The 16,334-nt window shown below is 72.7% G+C and carries 14 protein-coding genes and 1 pseudogene; 5 read left to right on the forward strand and 10 right to left on the reverse strand.

What is annotated here, in order from left to right; genetic code table 11:
* The first annotated feature begins 263 nt into the window (after positions 1-263).
* Complete coding sequence (locus ACFWMZ_RS24990) at positions 264-1,436, forward strand: glycosyltransferase 87 family protein (protein WP_383181974.1); 1,173 nt, start codon at positions 264-266, stop codon at positions 1,434-1,436.
* Between the two features lie 22 nt (positions 1,437-1,458).
* On the opposite strand, the gene ACFWMZ_RS24995 is transcribed toward ACFWMZ_RS24990, so the two are convergent.
* Positions 1,459-2,946, reverse strand: coding sequence for a glutamate-cysteine ligase family protein (locus ACFWMZ_RS24995; protein WP_383204200.1), 1,488 nt, complete (start codon positions 2,944-2,946; stop codon positions 1,459-1,461).
* Between the two features lie 244 nt (positions 2,947-3,190).
* On the opposite strand from ACFWMZ_RS24995, the gene ACFWMZ_RS25000 reads away from it, so the two are divergent.
* A complete protein-coding gene (locus ACFWMZ_RS25000; RefSeq protein ID WP_383204203.1) occupies positions 3,191-3,625 on the forward strand; it encodes a VOC family protein in 435 nt (144 codons plus the stop codon).
* 72 nt (positions 3,626-3,697) lie between these two features.
* On the opposite strand, the gene ACFWMZ_RS25005 is transcribed toward ACFWMZ_RS25000, so the two are convergent.
* Positions 3,698-4,372 (reverse strand): GntR family transcriptional regulator, encoded by a 675-nt coding sequence (locus tag ACFWMZ_RS25005; RefSeq protein WP_383181937.1) that lies wholly within the window; start codon positions 4,370-4,372, stop codon positions 3,698-3,700.
* A gap of 312 nt (positions 4,373-4,684) precedes the next feature.
* On the opposite strand from ACFWMZ_RS25005, the gene ACFWMZ_RS25010 reads away from it, so the two are divergent.
* A complete protein-coding gene (locus ACFWMZ_RS25010; protein WP_383204206.1) occupies positions 4,685-6,292 on the forward strand; it encodes an AbgT family transporter in 1,608 nt (535 codons plus the stop codon).
* A gap of 160 nt (positions 6,293-6,452) precedes the next feature.
* Positions 6,453-7,553, forward strand: coding sequence for an NAD/NADP octopine/nopaline dehydrogenase family protein (locus ACFWMZ_RS25015; protein ID WP_383204209.1), 1,101 nt, complete (start codon positions 6,453-6,455; stop codon positions 7,551-7,553).
* A 243-nt stretch (positions 7,554-7,796) separates the two neighbouring features.
* Here ACFWMZ_RS25015 and ACFWMZ_RS25020 read toward each other — a convergent pair whose 3' ends face one another.
* The 4 genes and pseudogenes from ACFWMZ_RS25020 to ACFWMZ_RS25035 all read right to left on the reverse strand — a co-directional run bounded on the left by ACFWMZ_RS25020 (position 7,797) and on the right by ACFWMZ_RS25035 (position 9,961).
* Positions 7,797-8,630: a hypothetical protein gene (locus tag ACFWMZ_RS25020; protein WP_383204212.1), complete on the reverse strand. Its 834-nt coding sequence runs from the start codon at positions 8,628-8,630 to the stop codon at positions 7,797-7,799.
* Positions 8,631-8,708: 78 nt separating this feature from the next.
* Positions 8,709-8,909: a DUF397 domain-containing protein gene (locus tag ACFWMZ_RS25025; RefSeq protein WP_383204214.1), complete on the reverse strand. Its 201-nt coding sequence runs from the start codon at positions 8,907-8,909 to the stop codon at positions 8,709-8,711.
* Between the two features lie 4 nt (positions 8,910-8,913).
* Positions 8,914-9,042, reverse strand: a pseudogene (locus ACFWMZ_RS25030) (DUF397 domain-containing protein); the annotation flags it as partial.
* On the reverse strand, positions 8,996-9,961 hold the full coding sequence (locus tag ACFWMZ_RS25035; protein WP_383204217.1) for a Scr1 family TA system antitoxin-like transcriptional regulator: 966 nt from the start codon (positions 9,959-9,961) through the stop codon (positions 8,996-8,998). The gene ACFWMZ_RS25035 and the pseudogene ACFWMZ_RS25030, both read right to left, overlap by 47 nt.
* A gap of 228 nt (positions 9,962-10,189) precedes the next feature.
* Between ACFWMZ_RS25035 and ACFWMZ_RS25040 the strand changes: the two genes are divergently transcribed.
* Positions 10,190-10,513, forward strand: coding sequence for a hypothetical protein (locus ACFWMZ_RS25040; RefSeq protein WP_383204232.1), 324 nt, complete (start codon positions 10,190-10,192; stop codon positions 10,511-10,513).
* 17 nt (positions 10,514-10,530) lie between these two features.
* On the opposite strand, the gene ACFWMZ_RS25045 is transcribed toward ACFWMZ_RS25040, so the two are convergent.
* From ACFWMZ_RS25045 to ACFWMZ_RS25060, 4 genes are all read right to left on the reverse strand, one after another.
* Positions 10,531-12,168: a DNA repair helicase XPB gene (locus tag ACFWMZ_RS25045; RefSeq protein WP_383181950.1), complete on the reverse strand. Its 1,638-nt coding sequence runs from the start codon at positions 12,166-12,168 to the stop codon at positions 10,531-10,533.
* 190 nt (positions 12,169-12,358) lie between these two features.
* The gene (locus ACFWMZ_RS25050) at positions 12,359-12,961 is read right to left on the reverse strand and encodes a hypothetical protein (RefSeq protein WP_383181952.1); all 603 of its coding nucleotides are present in this window, start codon (positions 12,959-12,961) and stop codon (positions 12,359-12,361) included.
* An 11-nt stretch (positions 12,962-12,972) separates the two neighbouring features.
* Positions 12,973-13,245, reverse strand: coding sequence for a hypothetical protein (locus tag ACFWMZ_RS25055; protein WP_383181954.1), 273 nt, complete (start codon positions 13,243-13,245; stop codon positions 12,973-12,975).
* A gap of 122 nt (positions 13,246-13,367) precedes the next feature.
* Complete coding sequence (locus tag ACFWMZ_RS25060) at positions 13,368-16,067, reverse strand: helicase-associated domain-containing protein (RefSeq protein WP_383204220.1); 2,700 nt, start codon at positions 16,065-16,067, stop codon at positions 13,368-13,370.
* Positions 16,068-16,334 lie beyond the last annotated feature (267 nt).

Genomic DNA, 16,334 nt, shown 5'->3' on the forward strand with positions numbered 1-16,334 from the left:
GGCGGGGGAGCGGGGCGGGGGCCAATGGGTTTCCCGGCTCCGCCCCGCCGGGCGCCCGCGTACGCCCGCTCCTCGCACCTCCTCCTTGCGACAGGCGTTCCCCCGGGCCCGCCGCATCCCCGCAGCCCGGGGCGCGGCCCGCCCCCGGCCCCGGCCGGGACCGTGCGGGCCCGCTCGCCGGGGCGCGGCGATCCACTAGGGTCGCGCCCGTGACACACCTGGCAGTGATCAAAAGGTCACCCGGTGTACGACTGGCGGCCTGCGTGCTGGCGCTCTCGTTCACCGCGTTCGGCGTCCTGTGCCTGATCCAGCACATCGCGATGGCGGACACCCTCGTCTACCGCGCCGAGGGCCGGGCCGTCGTCGACGGCAGCGATCTCTACGGCTTCACCGTCACCGAGTGGGAGCTGCCCGCGACGTACCCGCCGTTCGCGGCGATCCTCTTCGTGCCGACGACGTGGCTGCCGATAACGGCGCTGAAGGTCTGCTTCATCCTCGGCAACACCGCGCTCCTCGCCCTCCTCGTCCACCTCTCCTGCCGCCTCGCCGGGCGCCCCACCCACGCGCCGTTCCTGCTCCTCGCGGTGGCGGTCGGCATCTGGCTGGAACCCGTCTTCCAGACGCTGCTGTTCGGCCAGATCAACCTGGCGCTGGTCTGCCTCGTCCTGTGGGACCTGACCCGCCCCGCCGGAGCCCTCGGCAAGGGGTTCGCCCTCGGCGTCGCCACCGGCGTGAAGCTGACCCCGGGCATCTTCATCGTCCACCTGCTGATCACCGGCCGGGTCCGCGAGGGCCTGACCGCGCTCGCCTCGTTCACCGGCACCGTGCTGCTGGGCGCGCTGGTCCTGCCGTCGGCCACCGTCGACTTCTTCACCCGCCGCCTCTACGAGACGGGCCGCGTCGGCCTCGCCTGGCTCGTCGACAACCAGTCCCTCCAGGGCCTGATCACCCGCACCCTGCACACCGAACACCCCGGCCTGGCCTGGGCGGTCCCGGCCGCCGCCGTCGGCCTCGCCGGGCTGTGGCTGGCCCGGCGGCTCGGCGGCGAAGGCCCCTGGCCGGTCCTGGTGACCGCCGTGACGGGGCTCCTGGTCTCACCCATCAGCTGGTCGCACCACTGGGTCTGGTGTGTCCCCCTGCTCGTCGCCCTGCTCGCGCGCGGCAGCACCGCCCTCGCCGCCGCCCTCACCGTGCTGTTCCTCGCCCGCCCGCACTGGATCCTGCCGCACGAGGGCGACCTGGACCTGCGCTTCCCCTGGTGGCAGCAGCCGCTGGCGGCGCCGTACCCGCTGCTGGGGCTCGCGGTGCTGGCGGCCGTCGCGTGGGTGGCGTACGGGCGGCGCGGGCGCGGCGGCACGAAGCCGCGGGTGCCGCACCAGGCGGACCGGGAGCTCGGCAGCGGCGCCGGGGAGCCGGTGGCGGACCGGGCGGGGTGACCAGGATCGGCCCGCGCCCCGCCTACCGCGAACCCCCCGGCCTCCCCTTGGTCTTCGCCCGCACCACGGGCTGCGGCGCGGGCCAGCTGTGGACCGGGGCGCCGGTCGCGCTCAGCTCCAGGTACCGCCGGACCGTCGCCGTGTCCGAGCCCAGTGCCCGGTGCGTCCGCCGCTGCCAGTGAGCCCCCGAACGCCCGGTCAGCACCCGCCCCTCCACCACCCCCAGCCACCGCTGCACCTCGTCGTCCGCGACCCCGGCCCCGGCCAGCCCGGCCGCCGCCCGCGGCAGCAGCGCCTGTACGAGGTCCCGGGCGGCCACCCGGACCGGCGCGGCCCCGCCCGCAGGCCACCAGAGGCGGGCCGCCATGCCGTCCCGGGCGGCGGTGTAGAAGTTCTCCCGGGCCAGCGCGAAGGGGAGGTCGCCACCGGGCTCGCGGGCCGCTCGGTCCAGGACGAGGCCGGTCAGCAGGGCGGTGTTGGCGACCATGTCGGCGGGGGTCGGTCCGGACGGCAGGGCGCGCATTTCGATGCGCAGGTGCCCGTCCCCGGCCGGGTCGTAGACCGGGCGGTTCCACCACCACAGGGTGCCCAGGTGCAGCCGCAGCTCCTCCAGCGCGGGCGGCCCGCCGGGCCGCAGCGGCCGGTCCCACGCGCCGTCGGAACAGAGCGGCACCAGCGGCGCGTACCGGCGCACCGCCTCCTCGACCAGTTCCCGCACGCCCCCGCGAAGCCAGCCGTGCCCGAAACCCGAGCGCCGGTCGGCCGGGGCGACCCGGCGCCGGTGCTGGCCGAAGGCCTGCTCGTACCAGGGGATGCGGGACTCGTCCCAAGCCCGTCTGCCGAGCAGCAGCGGCGAGTTGGCGGAGACGGCGAGGACGGGGGCGGTCATGAGCTGGGCGGCGTTGTGGACCCGGGTGAACTCCTCGGGCGGCACGGTGAGATGGACCTGCCAGGAGCTGGTGGCGCCCTGCGCGCACACCGTGTCGGACCGCATCCGGCACCGCTGCTCCCCCGTGACGCGCAGCCCGCGCCCGGCCCGCCCCAGCGCCTCGTCCATCACCGCGTACCGGCCGCGCGAGGACATGTTGCGGCGCGTCAGGTCGCCGGGGCGCAGGGTGGGCAGCAGGCCCGCGCAGTACGGCTCCGCGCCGTACGGGGCGGCCGTGCGGCGCACCGCCTCCAGCAGGGCGTCGGCCTCGTCGTGGAGGGCGGTGAAGGGGCGCGGGCGTAAGGGGACGGGGGTGAGGTTGGCCTCCAGGTTGTAGCGGTTGACCTCCAGGACGAGGCGGGGGTCGGCGGCGGCCTCGCGTATCTCCTCGTTCCGGGGGACGGGGACGCCGTCCGGGGTCACGAGGAACATCTCCAGCTCGGCGCCGAGCGTCGGTTCCCCCGCGCCGAACCGGGGCGAGGTGAGGAGCCCGTCGAGGAGCCCGAGCGAGGCCCGCAGCCGCGCCGCGAACCGTTCTCTGTCCTCGTCGGTGAAGTCGCGCTGGGGAAGATCGCGTCCCATGGCCTGCTCCCGGCTGTCGTCGTGGGCCGGGCACATGGCTGCCGCCGGGACCGGCCGTCGTCTGGGGGCCGCACGAGGGCCCGGCGTTGCTTGCCCGCACCCGGGCCGCGCCACACCACGGGCGACGGCGGCTGTCCGGATCGGGTGCCCCCGGCACCCCGGGCCGGGCAGGCGGGGACAACGCGCCTGCCACGCACCGGAATTCGGTTGCGGACGCCCTGGCGGGGGCCCCTAGGATGACCGGATGGCATCGGTCAAGCAGGTCCAGATCACCTTCGACTGCGCGAGCCCGCAGCGCGTCGCCCGCTTCTGGAGCGAGGCGCTGGGGTACGTCCTTCCGGCCCCGCCGGAGGGTTTCGCCACGTGGGAGGCGTACGACGCGACGCAGCCCTCCGAGGAGCGCGACACCTGGTCCTCCTGCAGCGACCCCGAAGGCGTGGGCCCGCGGCTCTACTTCCAGCGCGTCCCCGAGGGCAAGGTCGCGAAGAACCGCGTCCACCTCGACATCCGCGCCGGCCTCGGGCTCGTCGGCGAGGAACGCCTGGCCGCCCTGGAGGCCGAATGCGTACGCCTGGAAGCCTTGGGCGCGGTCCGCGGCACACTGCTGCTCGCCGACGAGGAGAACGAGTCCTGCCAGAACATGCAGGACGTGGAGGGGAACGAGTTCTGCCTCGACTGAGCGTGGGCCCCGTGAGGGCGGACGACCGGCGTCAACGCCCCGCTGCACCCTCCGATGTCGAGCCCAACTGAGCTATTGCACCGGTCCGCTCGCGCCGCTCATCCCTGATCCGCCGGACAGCAGGGTGTCCAGCATGTACCGGCGAGACCGCTCGATGCCCTCAAGGGCGACCTGTCTGACTTCCTCCTCCGAGCCACTTCTGATGGTGTCGACCAGTCGTCCGTGGTTGACGCTCGTGTAGGGAGGGCGGCCGAGTTCGCCTCGCAGGTTGAGGAAGCGTTCGATTTCTTCATGCAGCGTGTTGATCATCGGCGTCATCAGCGACACGCGCGCGACTTCCGCGATCGCCACGTGGAGCAGTCGGTTCGCTTCGTTCAGGTCGGGGCGTGAGGCGTTCGCCGCTACGGTTGCCGCACTGAGTGCGTCCAGACGGTCGAGATCCTCGCTGCTGGCCCGCTGCGAGGCCAGTACGGCCGCTTCCGGCTCAAGAAGCCTTCGCAGGCGGTAGGTGTCCTGGAGGTCGCCAAGGTCCGTCGGCTTCACGAAGGTTCCTCGCCGCGGGACGACCACGACAAGACCCTCTCTGCGCAGCGCGTTGATGGCTTCGCGCACCGGGGTCTTGCTCATCTCGTACCGCTCCGCGAGCCACGCCTCGACGATGACGTCGCCTGGGCGGAGGTGGCATCGGATGATGTCGCGCTTGAGGGATGCGTACGCCCGCTCCGCCATCGACGGTCCAGAACCCAAACCACTACTCCTCTTCAAGCTCCCGCGTAGCGGTCTTCGTCCTTCGACGTCCACCTGCGTCAAGACCTGTTGACATCCACCTTTCCCAGCGTATCATCCCTGTGAAATATCACAGGGATTACACGGGTCGGCCCGGCTGGCTCGTCCTGAAGGGAGGCCGACGCACCCCGCAAAGCGCGCCTGCTGGACCCGGACCCGTACCCGCCTGGCCTTTGCGGCGTCCGGACCTCCTCGCAGTCGGCCTTGCACATCAACAGAGCAGCACGCACCGCCCGATAAGCCGCGTTCACCGTCGACCCGATAGGGCTCCAGATGTCGCAACTCCAAAACAGCAGTCCGACCGTGGACGGCTCCATGAACCGGTTGTTCCGGGCGCTCAGTGCCCTGGAACGGGCAGGAAACAGGCTTCCCCATCCGTTCTGGCTGTTCTGGATCTTCGCGGCACTGCTTGGTGTGGTCAGTGCCGTGCTGGCCGCGGCGGAAGTGTCCGTCACCCTGCCGTCGACGGGGGACTCCGTCGCGGTGAAGAGCCTGCTCTCTCTGGAGGGAGCCAAGTTCGCCGCGGAGTCCGCACTGGACAACTTCGCCGGGTTCGCGCCGCTCTCGGTCGTGGTGGTCGTTCTGCTCGGTGTCAGCGTCACCGAGAAGAGCGGCCTCCTCACGGCGCTTCTCCGCGTCACGATCGGCCGGCTGCCCGTTCGCTGGCTGACCTTCTCCATCGCGTTCAGCTCCATGATCGCGCACGTGATGAGCGACTCGGCCTACATCGTCATGATTCCTCTGGGGGCGCTGGCCTTCCGAACCATGGGCCGCAGCCCGGTTCTGGGCCTGATGGTCGCCTATGCCTCGACGGCCATCGGTTTCAACGCCAGCCCGCTGGTGACACCGGCCGACGCGGTCAGGTCGTCCCTGGCGGCCGAGGCCGCACACTCCGTCGATCCGGACTACGTCATCACTCCGGTGGCCACGTACTTCTTCACGGCGGTCTCATCGGTGTTCCTCGCTGCCGTCATCGCACTCACGGTCGACCGCGTCCTGGCCAGACGGCCCGAGTTCGTGCCGACGCCCGAGGATGACGCGGCCACCGACAGGCTCTTCAACACCACCACCCAAGGCGAGGCGCCACAGCACATCGGGCCGACCGGCGAGGCCCCCTCCGCGTTCACGCTGAGCGCCGTCGAGAACCGCGCCATGAGGCTGTCCGGCGCGGTGCTGGTGCTCTACGTCGTGGCGGTATCCGCGCTGCTGCTGCCAGGGTCACCGTTCCGCGGCGAGGGCGGCAGCATCGTCCAGTCCGTGGTCGTGGTGAACATCGCCGTGTTCATCTCGCTGCTGTTCGCACTCGTCGGCATCGTCTACGGCAGGCAGGTGGGCACGATCCCCTCGCTGTCGTCCGTCCCCTCCGCCATGGCCGACGGCGTGAAGTCCTTCGTCCCCGTGATCGTGCTGTTCTTCGTGGTCTCGCAGTTCCTCGCCTACTTCACCTGGACCGGCATCAGCAATGTGATCACCGTCGAGGGCGCCCGGCTCCTGAAGTCCCTGGACGCACCCCACCTCGTCATCCTGCTCGTGATCATCCTGGCCATCAGCGGACTCAACATCATCATCAGCAGCGGTTCGGCGATGTGGTCCATACTCGCCCCCGTCCTGGTACCCCTGGCGATGTACGTCGGGCTCTCCCCCCAGGCAGCGATGGTGTCCTTCATGATCGGGGACTCGGTCACCAACACCACTCCCATGAACGCGTACTTCGTCCTGGCCCTGGGATTCCTTCAGCAGTTCCGGAAGGACGCCGGCATCGGCACCATGCTGTCCTTCACGGTTCCCGTGGCTCTCGTCGTACTCGTCTCGTGGTCGTCCTTCTTCGCCCTCTGGTACGCCCTGGGAATCCCGCTCGGCCCCGGGGTGCCCGTCCGGTGACCCCCTGACGCCCGTCCCGGCGGCTCCCCGCCGGACAACGGGCGCCCGATGACCGAAAGAGAAGCGCGAACGGCTGTCACGAGCACAGCTTCAGCACTCGCACAGCTCGGCAACGCCGAGCCCACTCCCGCACCACTTCAGAACGGAAGAGTCACGCACTATGGGCAGCATCGCCATCATCGGCGCAGGCAACGTTGGCCAGGCAATCGCCGGTCACATGTCCTACAAGGGACATGACGTACGGATCTTCGACAGGTGGGGCCGCGATCTCGAGCCGATCAGGGCCAACGACGGCATCGACATGACCGGCGACGTGGAGGGCCACGGCACACCCTCGGTGCTGACGACCGACCTCGGGCAAGCCGTCAGCGGCGCCGAGGTGGTCATCGTCGCCGCGCCCGCCTTCGCGCACGCCTATCTGTCCAAGGAACTCGCGTCCGTCCTTCAGCCGGACCAGCTCGTTCTGTTCCAGCCGGGCGTGCTCGGCAGCGGCGTAGAACTCGCGCGCATGTTCACGATCGCCGGCCGGCAGCCCTGCCTCATCGCGGAGACTCCGACCAGTCTGTACACGTGCCGGCTGCGCCGACCCGCGCACGTCTACATCGGGGCGATCAAGCGCGCCGTCCCGCTGGCCGCCGTACCCAGCGCGGATACGCCCCGGGCTCTCGACATCTTGCGGGCGTACTTCGGCGACCGGTACGTGCCGGGTGAGGACGCGCTGACCGTCGGACTCAACAACTGCAACGCCATCTACCATGTTCCTCCGGCGGTGCTGAACTTCAAGACGGTCGAAGACGCCGACCGCCACCCGCTGCACAGCCTGGTGACACCGCGCATCGCCGAGGTCATCGACGCCCTGGACCGCGAACGCCTTGCCCTGGCGGACGCCCTCGGAGTGAAGGCGGCCAGCTTCTGGGACTTTCTCAACACCGCCTACGGGGTGACCGAGGGCAGCTTCGTCGAGCGCATCGTGCAGGGCTACGGCCGTCAGGGATTTCCCGAACCAGACTCGGTCAAGCACCGGTACTTCACCGAGGACATCTCCTTCGGACTGGTCATCTGGAGTTCGCTGGCTGCGCAGATCGGACTTTCCCTCCCCCTGACCGACTCGTTCGTCACCCTGAGCGGGCCTCTCTGCGGACAGGACTTCGTGGCCGGGGGCCGCACAGCGCAGACGCTGGGCCTGCTCGGCTCCGACGTCGACGGCATCCGCGCCGCGTTCATCGACGGCACGGTGCAGAACGGGCGCCACACGCCGTGACGTAGGGTGCGCGACGCACGAGGCTCCCGTGCCGTTGAGGGAGGTGTTCGAAGCCCCAACCCGCCGGCACAGGAGCCTCGTCGGTCCCCTGTCCTGCCGGCCCCGTCCGCAACCAGTTCGGCCGGCAGGCGATGGGAGGCCGCCGCGGACCCGGCCTCCCGCACCGGATCGGAGGCCGGCTCGGCGGAGCCGAGGAGAACGAGGTCGGCGGAGTCGGAGCCGTACGCCGGCTGGTTCATCTGCCTACCCACCGGTCGAAGGGTGCCCGAGGAGCTTGGCGATCTGTGCGTTGACCAGGGTGTCGTCGGGGCGGGGCAGGATCTTCTCCAGGTGGTCCTCGTCGATGGCGGGGCCGTAGCTGGTCCTGTGGCGGAAGGCGGTGACGAGGTCGCCGGTGCGGACGTAGGTCGTCAGGGAGTGGGCGGTCATCTCGTCGTCCCACTCCGTGACGCGCTCCATCCGAAGCGCCTCGTCGCCGACGGCCGGCTCGGGGAGCCAGGTCACCCGCTCGGAGGCGAGGCCCCCGAGGCCGCTGTCGGTGCGGAAGGTGCCGCACCGCTCCTCCGCGCCGCGCAGCCGCGCCATCCACCGGGCCGCCTCACCCTTCGGGTACAGGGTCGCGGTGATCCGGCGTGGGTGCACGTCCTTGAGCTCGCCGTCGTGCTCGTACGTGACGTCGGCGCCCGCTCTCCCCTCCGGCTGGGCGATCACGCCGCAGGCGCGAGGCTTGAACGTCTCGGTGCCGACGGGCGGTTGTGGCTTGCTCCAGGAGCTGAACTCGATCACCCGGTAGCCGGGCAGCTCCTTCTCCGTCAGCATGCGGGGTTTCAGCTCGCCGGAGGTGGTGGGCAGCGGCTTGGCCGTGGTGCTCGGGGCGGGCCCGGGTTCCCGGTCCTCGGGCGAGGCCGCAGCCGAGGCCGACGGCTTCGGCGCTGCCTTCGGCTCGGCGGCCTCGCTCCCGCCGCCGCAGCCGGTCGCTGCTCCGGCGAGGAGCAGGGTGGCAAGGGCCGTACTGGGCAGGCGTCTTCGGGGGGTGTTCGGCATGGTGGCGGTGGCCCTCTCCTGGTGTTCCGACATGCGTGCGGTGCGACCGCCGCAGGATAGAAGGTCGGGGGAGAGCGGACGCCGGGGATTTCTGTCCGGCGTCCTACTGCCTTACGCGCCGTTCAGGGCCGCCACGAAGACGGCCCAGGCCGGTCGGGTGAAGGGGATCACGGGCCCGCTGTCGGCGTTCTTGCTGTCGCGGATCGGGGCGGAGCCGGTCACGGCGAGGGCGAGTTCGAGGCAGTTCCCGCCGTTGTTCCCGCTGTGGCTGCTCTTGATCCAGAGGGCGGTACTCAGGTCGGGAGTGGGCACGGGCTCACGCTCCAAGCTGGTCCTGCCGGACGGCGGAGACGAACGACACCCAGGCGGGGCGGGTGAAGGGGAGGACGGGGCCGCTCTCAGCGATCTTGCTGTCGCGGACGGGGGCGAGGCCGGGGAATGCGGGGGCGAGTTCGAGGCAGTCGCCGCCGTTCGCTCCGCTGTAGCTGCTCTTGATCCACGGTGCGGCGTTGAGATTCTTCATGTTCATGCTGCTCGTTCCTCTCGACTGCCTCACGGATCAGATCAGCGGAGTCGCTGGCCGACAGTGCATCCGCCCGAAGAACATCATAGGTTCGGGAGTGTCGTTGGAGGACCGCGGGCGCATCGCTGAAGTGGCCTCGGTCCAGCGACTCCGAGTACACCCATTCCTTGCCATCAGGCATGGTGAGCAGCGTCATCGACGTATCCGGCCTGGCAGCCGTGGGGGACGCCCAAGGGGCCACCTGAATGCGGATGTTGGGGCGGGCGCCCACCTGGAGCAGGTGTTGCAACTGCCCTTGCATGATCTCGTGGCTGCCGACCGTTGTCCGCAGGCAACCCTCGTCCAGTACTGCTATGTACAGGGGGCCCTCAGGCGACAGAAAGCGCTGCTGTCGGCTGAGTCGGGCTCGCACTCGTTCCGCGAGTTCGTCAGGGCTGCTCAGCCGGGCGAACAGCGCCTGCGCGTACTCCTCCGTCTGCAACAACCCCGGGATGGTCTGCGCCTGGTACTGGCGCACCGCCACCGCCACCTCATCCATCTCCGCCCGGCGCTTGAACCAGTCGGGATGTTCCACGTCCGGGTACCAGTCGATGCGGACCCACAGGCGCATCAGGGCGCCGTTGGTTCCCAGGACCCTGTCGCACGTCTTGACGAAGGTGTCGTGCGGGACCCGGTCGCCGCTTTCGACGCGGGCGATCTGGGAACGGTCGCAGGGGATGTGTTCTGCCAGGGCCTTCTGGGTGAGGCGGGCCTCCTCGCGGAAGTAGCGCAGGACCTCACCGAAGACGTCGGCGGTGGTGGCGGCGGTTTCGACATTGGGCGCGGTGGTGCGTCGGGCCACGAACACTCCCTCGTGATCGCTTGTGACAGGCAGTCAGTGACACGCGTCGGGCATGGCGACGCGGGGTCGCGCTGGGCAACACTGACCGCACTCAAAGTAACCGCTCGTCCCGGTTCGCCGGGCGAGAACCCAGTACGGAGAGAGCAATTGGCAAGCCGAGCGAGCAACGGTGACCCCAGGCGCGGGGCGGTCGTCTACGACGCCGTGTCGGAGCAGGCGGGGGAGTATGTGGGGCAGGACGGGGCGTACGCCGTGCTGCGCCCCGTCGGCGGAGGCGGCGAGTGGCGGACCGACCCCGACCGGGTGCGGGCGGCGACCCTCACCGAGCGGCTGAGCGCGGGCGTGCGCGCGGCCAACCGGCGGGCGCGGCAGACGGTGGCCCAGGCGCTCGACGTGGACCTGTGCCGCCCGCCGCAGGCCGTCACCGGGTGCGCCGAGTGCGCCCGCCTCGACCGCGAGCGGGCCGCCGCCCGGGCCGCCTTCGACTGGAGCGCGCAGACCGACGCCAACGTCCTCCTGCGGCGCCACCGGAACGCGGACCACGCGGCCTGAGCGATCTCAGACCGGCCTCACCCCGCCAGCAGCTCGTCCGCGTCCACGATGCGGTACGCGTACCCCTGCTCGGCCAGGAACCGCTGGCGGTGGGCGGCGAAGTCCTGGTCGATGGTGTCGCGGGCGACGACCGAGTAGAAGCGGGCCTCGTGGCCGTCGGCCTTCGGGCGCAGGACGCGGCCCAGGCGCTGGGCCTCCTCCTGGCGGGAGCCGAAGGTGCCGGAGACCTGGATGGCGACGGTCGCCTCGGGCAGGTCGATGGAGAAGTTGGCGACCTTCGAGACGACCAGGACGGACAGCTCGCCGGTGCGGAACGCCTCGAAGAGCTTCTCGCGCTGGGCGTTGGAGGTGTCGCCCTTGATCACCGGCGCGTCCAGGTGCTCGCCCAGCTCGTCGAGCTGGTCGATGTACTGGCCGATGACCAGGGTCTGCTCGCCCTGGTGCTTGCGGACCAGCGCCTCGGTGACCTTCTGCTTGGAGCCGGTCGTCGCGCAGAAGCGGTACTTCTCGTCGGACTCGGCGGTGGCGTAGGCGAGGCGCTCGCTCTCGGTGAGGTTGACGCGTACCTCCACGCAGTCGGCCGGGGCGATGTACCCCTGCGCCTCGATCTCCTTCCACGGCGCGTCGAACCGCTTCGGGCCGATGAGCGAGAAGACGTCGGACTCGCGGCCGTCCTCGCGGACCAGGGTCGCGGTCAGGCCGAGGCGGCGGCGCGCCTGGAGGTCGGCGGTGAACTTGAAGACCGGCGCGGGCAGCAGGTGCACCTCGTCGTAGACGACCAGGCCCCAGTCGCGGGAGTCGAAGAGCTCCAGGTGGGGGTAGATGCCCTTCCGCTTGGTCGTCAGCACCTGGTAGGTGGCGATGGTGACCGGGCGGATCTCCTTCTTGGTCCCGCTGTACTCGCCGATCTCCTCCTCGGTCAGCGAGGTCCGCTTGATCAGCTCGCTCTTCCACTGCCGGGCCGAGACGGTGTTGGTGACGAGGATCAGCGTGGTCGCCTTCGCCTGCGCCATGGCGCCCGCGCCGACCAGCGTCTTGCCCGCGCCGCAGGGCAGGACGACGACGCCGGAGCCGCCGTGCCAGAACCCTTCCACGGCCTGCTTCTGGTACGGCCTGAGCGCCCAGCCGTCCTCGGCCAGCTCGATGGCGTGCGCCTCACCGTCCACATACCCGGCGAGGTCCTCGGCCGGCCAGCCCAGCTTCAGCAGCGCCTGCTTGATCTGGCCGCGCTCCGAAGGGTGCACCGCGACGGTGTCCGGGTCGATCCGGGCGCCGACCAGCGGCTGGATCTTCTTCGAGCGGAGGATCTCCTCCAGCACCGGCCGGTCCGTGGAGGTGAGGACCAGGCCGTGGGCCGGGTGCTTGGTGAGGGTGAGCCGCCCGTACCGGTCCATCGTCTCGGCGATGTCGACCAGCAGGGCGTGCGGCACCGGGTACCGCGAGTACTCCACCAGCGCGTCCACGACCTGCTCGGCGTCGTGGCCGGCGGCGCGGGCGTTCCACAGGCCCAGCGGCGTCAGCCGGTAGGTGTGGATGTGCTCCGGCGCACGCTCCAGCTCGGCGAACGGCGCGATCGCGCGCCGGCAGGCGTCAGCCTGCTCGTGGTCGACCTCCAGCAGCAGCGTCTTGTCGCTCTGCACGATCAAACAGGACACCCGAACCTCCGTCTTACGCCCGTCCCGCACCCGTCATCGACCCGGCGACCGCGCACACGGCACACCGGGCCAGTCCTCCATGGTCCCGCATGGCGGGGCGGAGCGGGGGCGTCGCGGTGTCGGACGGGTCACGTCGGGGGCCGCGGACGGCGGGACGGAGGGCGGGGGCGGGGCTGCGGGCACGGGCGGATCATGCCACCGGGCCGGGGGCGCGCCCGGGGGCGTCGGCCCCGGCCCGGTCCGTGTCGTACGCCGTGCCTCCGGGGCCGGCGCCCGGGCGCGGCGCCCCGTCCAGCGCCTCGCGCATCCGGCGCAGGCGGCGGAGCTGCTTGCGGCCGTTGAAGAAGAGCCAGGTCGGGAAGGCGACGGCGAGCAGAGTGAAGCCGATGGTCTCGCGGGGGCCCGCGGTGAGGGCGGTGAGGACGGCCACGCCGCCGAAGAGGAGGACGAGGAAGGCGAGGGCCCACGGGCGGTTGCGGGCGCGGTGCAGGCGCTTGGCGACCAGGGCGCGCAGGGCTTCGCGTTCGGCCGGGTCGGCGGGGACCTCGCCGGTGCGCAGGCGCCGGTCGAGCGAGACCAGGCCGGTGGTGTCGGTGCCGGTGGCGCGCTTCTCCTTGCGGCGGACGGCCAGCAGGACGGCGACGCCGCCGAGCGAGGAGACGGCGACCCGGCCCAGCACGGCCGACGGGGACTGGCCGGGGCTGATGAGCAGGACGAGGCCGCTGGCACCGAGGATCGACAGCAGCACCTGGAACCAGAGGTTCCGGGCGACGAAGGTGTGCAGGCGGTTCACCGTCCGCCCCCTCAGTCCCGGATCCGGCGGCGGGTGAGCGTGATGCGCAGGCCCAGGGCGACGGCGAGCAGGATCCCGGCGACCCCGGAGTAGGCCCAGGCCGTGGTCCCGCGTACGGCGCCGAACGCGGCCGTCACGCCCCAGAGGAGCAGCACGGTGAAGAGGGCGGTCCAGGCGATGTCGGAGGCCCGGAAGCGGAGCTGGCGCCGCTGGCGGGTGCCGGGACCGAGGTCGCCGAGCGTGGCCGCACGGTCGGGGGTCGGGTCGGATGTCGGGCGGGTCATCGGGTTCCCCCTCTGCTGGGTCCGCCACGCGGGCGGAAGGTTCAGAGGTGGGCCGTGTACCCCGGGCATGTCCGGACACGCCGCCCAAGTCCCTCCGGGGGCAGGCGGGTCGGGGGCGAGGGTCAGCGGGCGGACTCGGCCCCGTCGGACTCCTCGGCCAGTTCCGCGACGCCGGTGATGCGGTGCAGGGCGTAGGTGCGGACCTCGTCGGCGGTGTGGTCGTAGCCGGTGACATAGCCGCCCTCGACGCGGAGGGGGGCCAGCAGGTGCTGGGAGGCGGTGCCCTCGGCGTTGACGTGGCCGATCCACAGCGAGGCGCCGGTCATCACGGCCGCCTGGACGGTGGCGAGGGTGTCCGCCGCCGAGGTGCGCGGGAGGCCGCCCGGCGCCTCGGCGCCCGGGGTGTCCTTGCGCGGGGCCGTCGCCGCCCGGTCGCCCGCGCGGACCGCCCGTACGGCGGCGGTCAGCAGGGTGGCGTCCGGCGCGGGCGGGCCGTCGGGCACGGGCGCGGGGGGCGTGCGCGGCGGTGTGCGGTGGGCGTGCGGGCGGGCGATCACCACGTCGCCCTCGGCCGACTCGGCGGCCGGGGCGAAGCCCATGGCGCGCAGCCCCTCGATGAGGGCGCGCGGGTCGGCCTGGGCGGCGACCACCGTGGGGGCGAGGCGGCGCAGGCGCAGGGCGGAGGCCCGGCGGTCGGCGAGGATCTCGTCGAGGACGGCCTCGTCGTCGCAGCGGACGTACGACGAGGCGGCGCCGACCCGGAGCAAGCCGTGGCGGCGGGCCACGTCGTCGATCAGGTACGTCAGCGGCTGCGGCACCGGGGTCCGGGAGTGCTGGGCGAGGAAGGCGTGCAGCTCGGTGGCGCTCCGCCCGGCGTCCAGGGCGCGGCGGACCGAGCCCGGGGTGAAGCGGTAGACGGTCGCCCCGCCCTTCGACTCGACGTCGGCGAGGACGGCGAGCGCCTCCGCCAGCGGGCGGACCAGCGGGCCCGGGGCGACGGCGGTCAGGTCGGCCTGGAGCAGGACGTGGTCCAGCGGCTCCGGGAGGAGCGGGGCGAGGAGAGCGGCCACGCGGGCCGAGCGCCGGGACTGCGCCTGGGCGGAGGCGGCCCGGGCGCCGCTCGCGGACCCGCCGCCCTCCCCCTCGGCCCCGTCCTCGTCGCCGATCAGCGCCCGGCCGTGGCTCGCCAGGGCGCCCCGGCCGGTCACGCCCAGCATCTCGGCCTCGGCCAGGGCCCACTCGGTGAGCTTGGTACGCAGGGCCTCCGGGCTGTTGGCCTCGACGCCGCCGCCGTACGCGGGGCGTGCGCCGGGACGCGGCGGCTCGGGCACGTCGTGGCGGGGTCCCGCCGAGCGCAGCGGGCGCTCCCAGCGCAGCCGCTCCAGCAGCGCGGCGGGATCGGGGGCCTGGCCCGGCTCCAGCTCCGCCATCAGCTCCAGCACCCGGCGCCGGATCTCGGGCGCGGGGGAGCGGTCCAGGCCGGGGCCGAGCGCGGACAGGGTGCGGTCGCGGCCGTCCCGGCCGCCGATCAGGCCGGGGGTGCGGGTTCCGGGCAGCCACGCCTCCAGCAGCCAGGCCCAGCGGTCGGCGGGCGGCAGGTCGCGCCAGGCGTCGTACTCCGGGGTCGGCGCGTAGTGCTCGGCCTCGCCGGTACGGCGGCGGGTGCGCGCGTCGCGGGTCTCCTCGTCGGCGTACCCGTCGTCGCCGTCCTCGGCCCGGTCGTGGCGCTCCTCGGCGTACCCGCCGTCGGAGGCGATGAGCCCGGCCGCGTACGCCAGCTCCACCCAGAAGGCGGCCACCGGCTCCGGGACCTCCAGGACGGAGGCGGTCCGCTTCAGCTCGCGGATGCTCAGCCCGCCCGCGCGCAGCACGGCGGGCCCGCCCTCGTCCCAGGAACGCAGCAGCTCCTCGACGGTGGCGAGCGCCGCGAACGCCTGCCCGCCCGCCGCCGCGTCCACCACCTGCGGCTTCCGCTCGACCGCCACCGCGACCGCCGGACGCGTCGGCTCCGGTACGCGGTGGGCGCGGCCCGCGCGCAGCGACAGCGCGGCCTCGCGGGGCAGTACGACGGTGCCCGGGGTGGTCGGCAGCAGCAGGCCCCGGTCGAGGAGCCAGCGCAGGTGGGCCGCGGGCTCGGCGGTCACCTGGCCGTAAGGCGGCCCCCACGTCAGGCGGCCCAGCACCTCCCGGGACGCCTCCGGGGCCTGGTCCAGCAGCTCGGCCATGCGCCGCCGGTCGGCGAAGAGGGCGCTCAGGGCGGCCACCGCCGACACCGCGTCGTGAGTGCCGGGCAGCCCGGCCGCCGCCAGGATCGCCTGGATCCGGCCCGGCGACATGCCCGAGGTCGCCTCCGCCACGGACGGGCCCAGCCCGGTGGGCGAGGAGTGCGAGGCGGACGGCGCCAGCAGCTCGCGGGCGGTCCGCACCAGCCGCAACCGGTCCTCGCCGCCCCACACCAGGGCCCGCTCGCGCAGCAGCGCCACCGTGCCGGGCAGCGCCCCGGCGACCTCCGGGTCCCCGTCGTCCCCGGCCAGCAGGTCCAGCAGCTCTTGGTAGGAGGCCGGGTCCGGGGCGACCGCCAGCGCCTCGGCCGCCTGGAGGGCGAACCGGTCCAGGTGCTCCAGCGCCCGCAGCACCGAGGCCCGCGTACCGGCCCGGGTCGCCAACTGCGTGACGTCGGTCGGCACCGGGTGGAGCAGGTCGGGCCGGGACCGGAGCAGGGCGGCCAGCGAGGCGTCGTCGCGCTCGCGCAGCGCCTGCGCCAGCGACCTCGGTCCCGGCTCCGCCGCGTGGCCGTCCCTGTGCTGCTGCTCAGCGCTCATCCCGCCCACGGTAGCGGCCCGGGCCCCCTCCCCGCGCCGACCGGCGCAAACCGTCACCGGGTCGGTAGCCGGGGGAGGCCGGTGGAGTGGTCCTGCCGGGCCGGGTGAGCCGGGGTGAGCGCGCGGCTCCGGTGGGCGTGCGCACACCGGCCACGCCGGTCGGCCGGCCTCGCTTCGCCGCCCCTCTCCGGTGGTGGGGGGGGGGGGCGCCCGCCGGGGCCCCCCCGGGCGGGTGGGGTTGACCAGAAACATCTCCCCCGGTCTCCC

The organism is Streptomyces sp. NPDC058373 (genome assembly GCF_042723275.1).
GTDB lineage: Bacteria > Actinomycetota > Actinomycetes > Streptomycetales > Streptomycetaceae > Streptomyces.

Coding starts and splice junctions, on each gene's coding strand:
- ACFWMZ_RS24995 (WP_383204200.1), bottom strand. CDS start 2,946: ATGGGACGCGATCTTCCCCAGCGCGACTTCACCGACGAGGACAGAGAA.
- ACFWMZ_RS25000 (WP_383204203.1), top strand. CDS start 3,191: ATGGCATCGGTCAAGCAGGTCCAGATCACCTTCGACTGCGCGAGCCCG.
- ACFWMZ_RS25010 (WP_383204206.1), top strand. CDS start 4,685: ATGTCGCAACTCCAAAACAGCAGTCCGACCGTGGACGGCTCCATGAAC.
- ACFWMZ_RS25015 (WP_383204209.1), top strand. CDS start 6,453: ATGGGCAGCATCGCCATCATCGGCGCAGGCAACGTTGGCCAGGCAATC.
- ACFWMZ_RS25020 (WP_383204212.1), bottom strand. CDS start 8,630: ATGTCGGAACACCAGGAGAGGGCCACCGCCACCATGCCGAACACCCCC.
- ACFWMZ_RS25055 (WP_383181954.1), bottom strand. CDS start 13,245: ATGACCCGCCCGACATCCGACCCGACCCCCGACCGTGCGGCCACGCTC.
- ACFWMZ_RS25060 (WP_383204220.1), bottom strand. CDS start 16,067: ATGAGCGCTGAGCAGCAGCACAGGGACGGCCACGCGGCGGAGCCGGGA.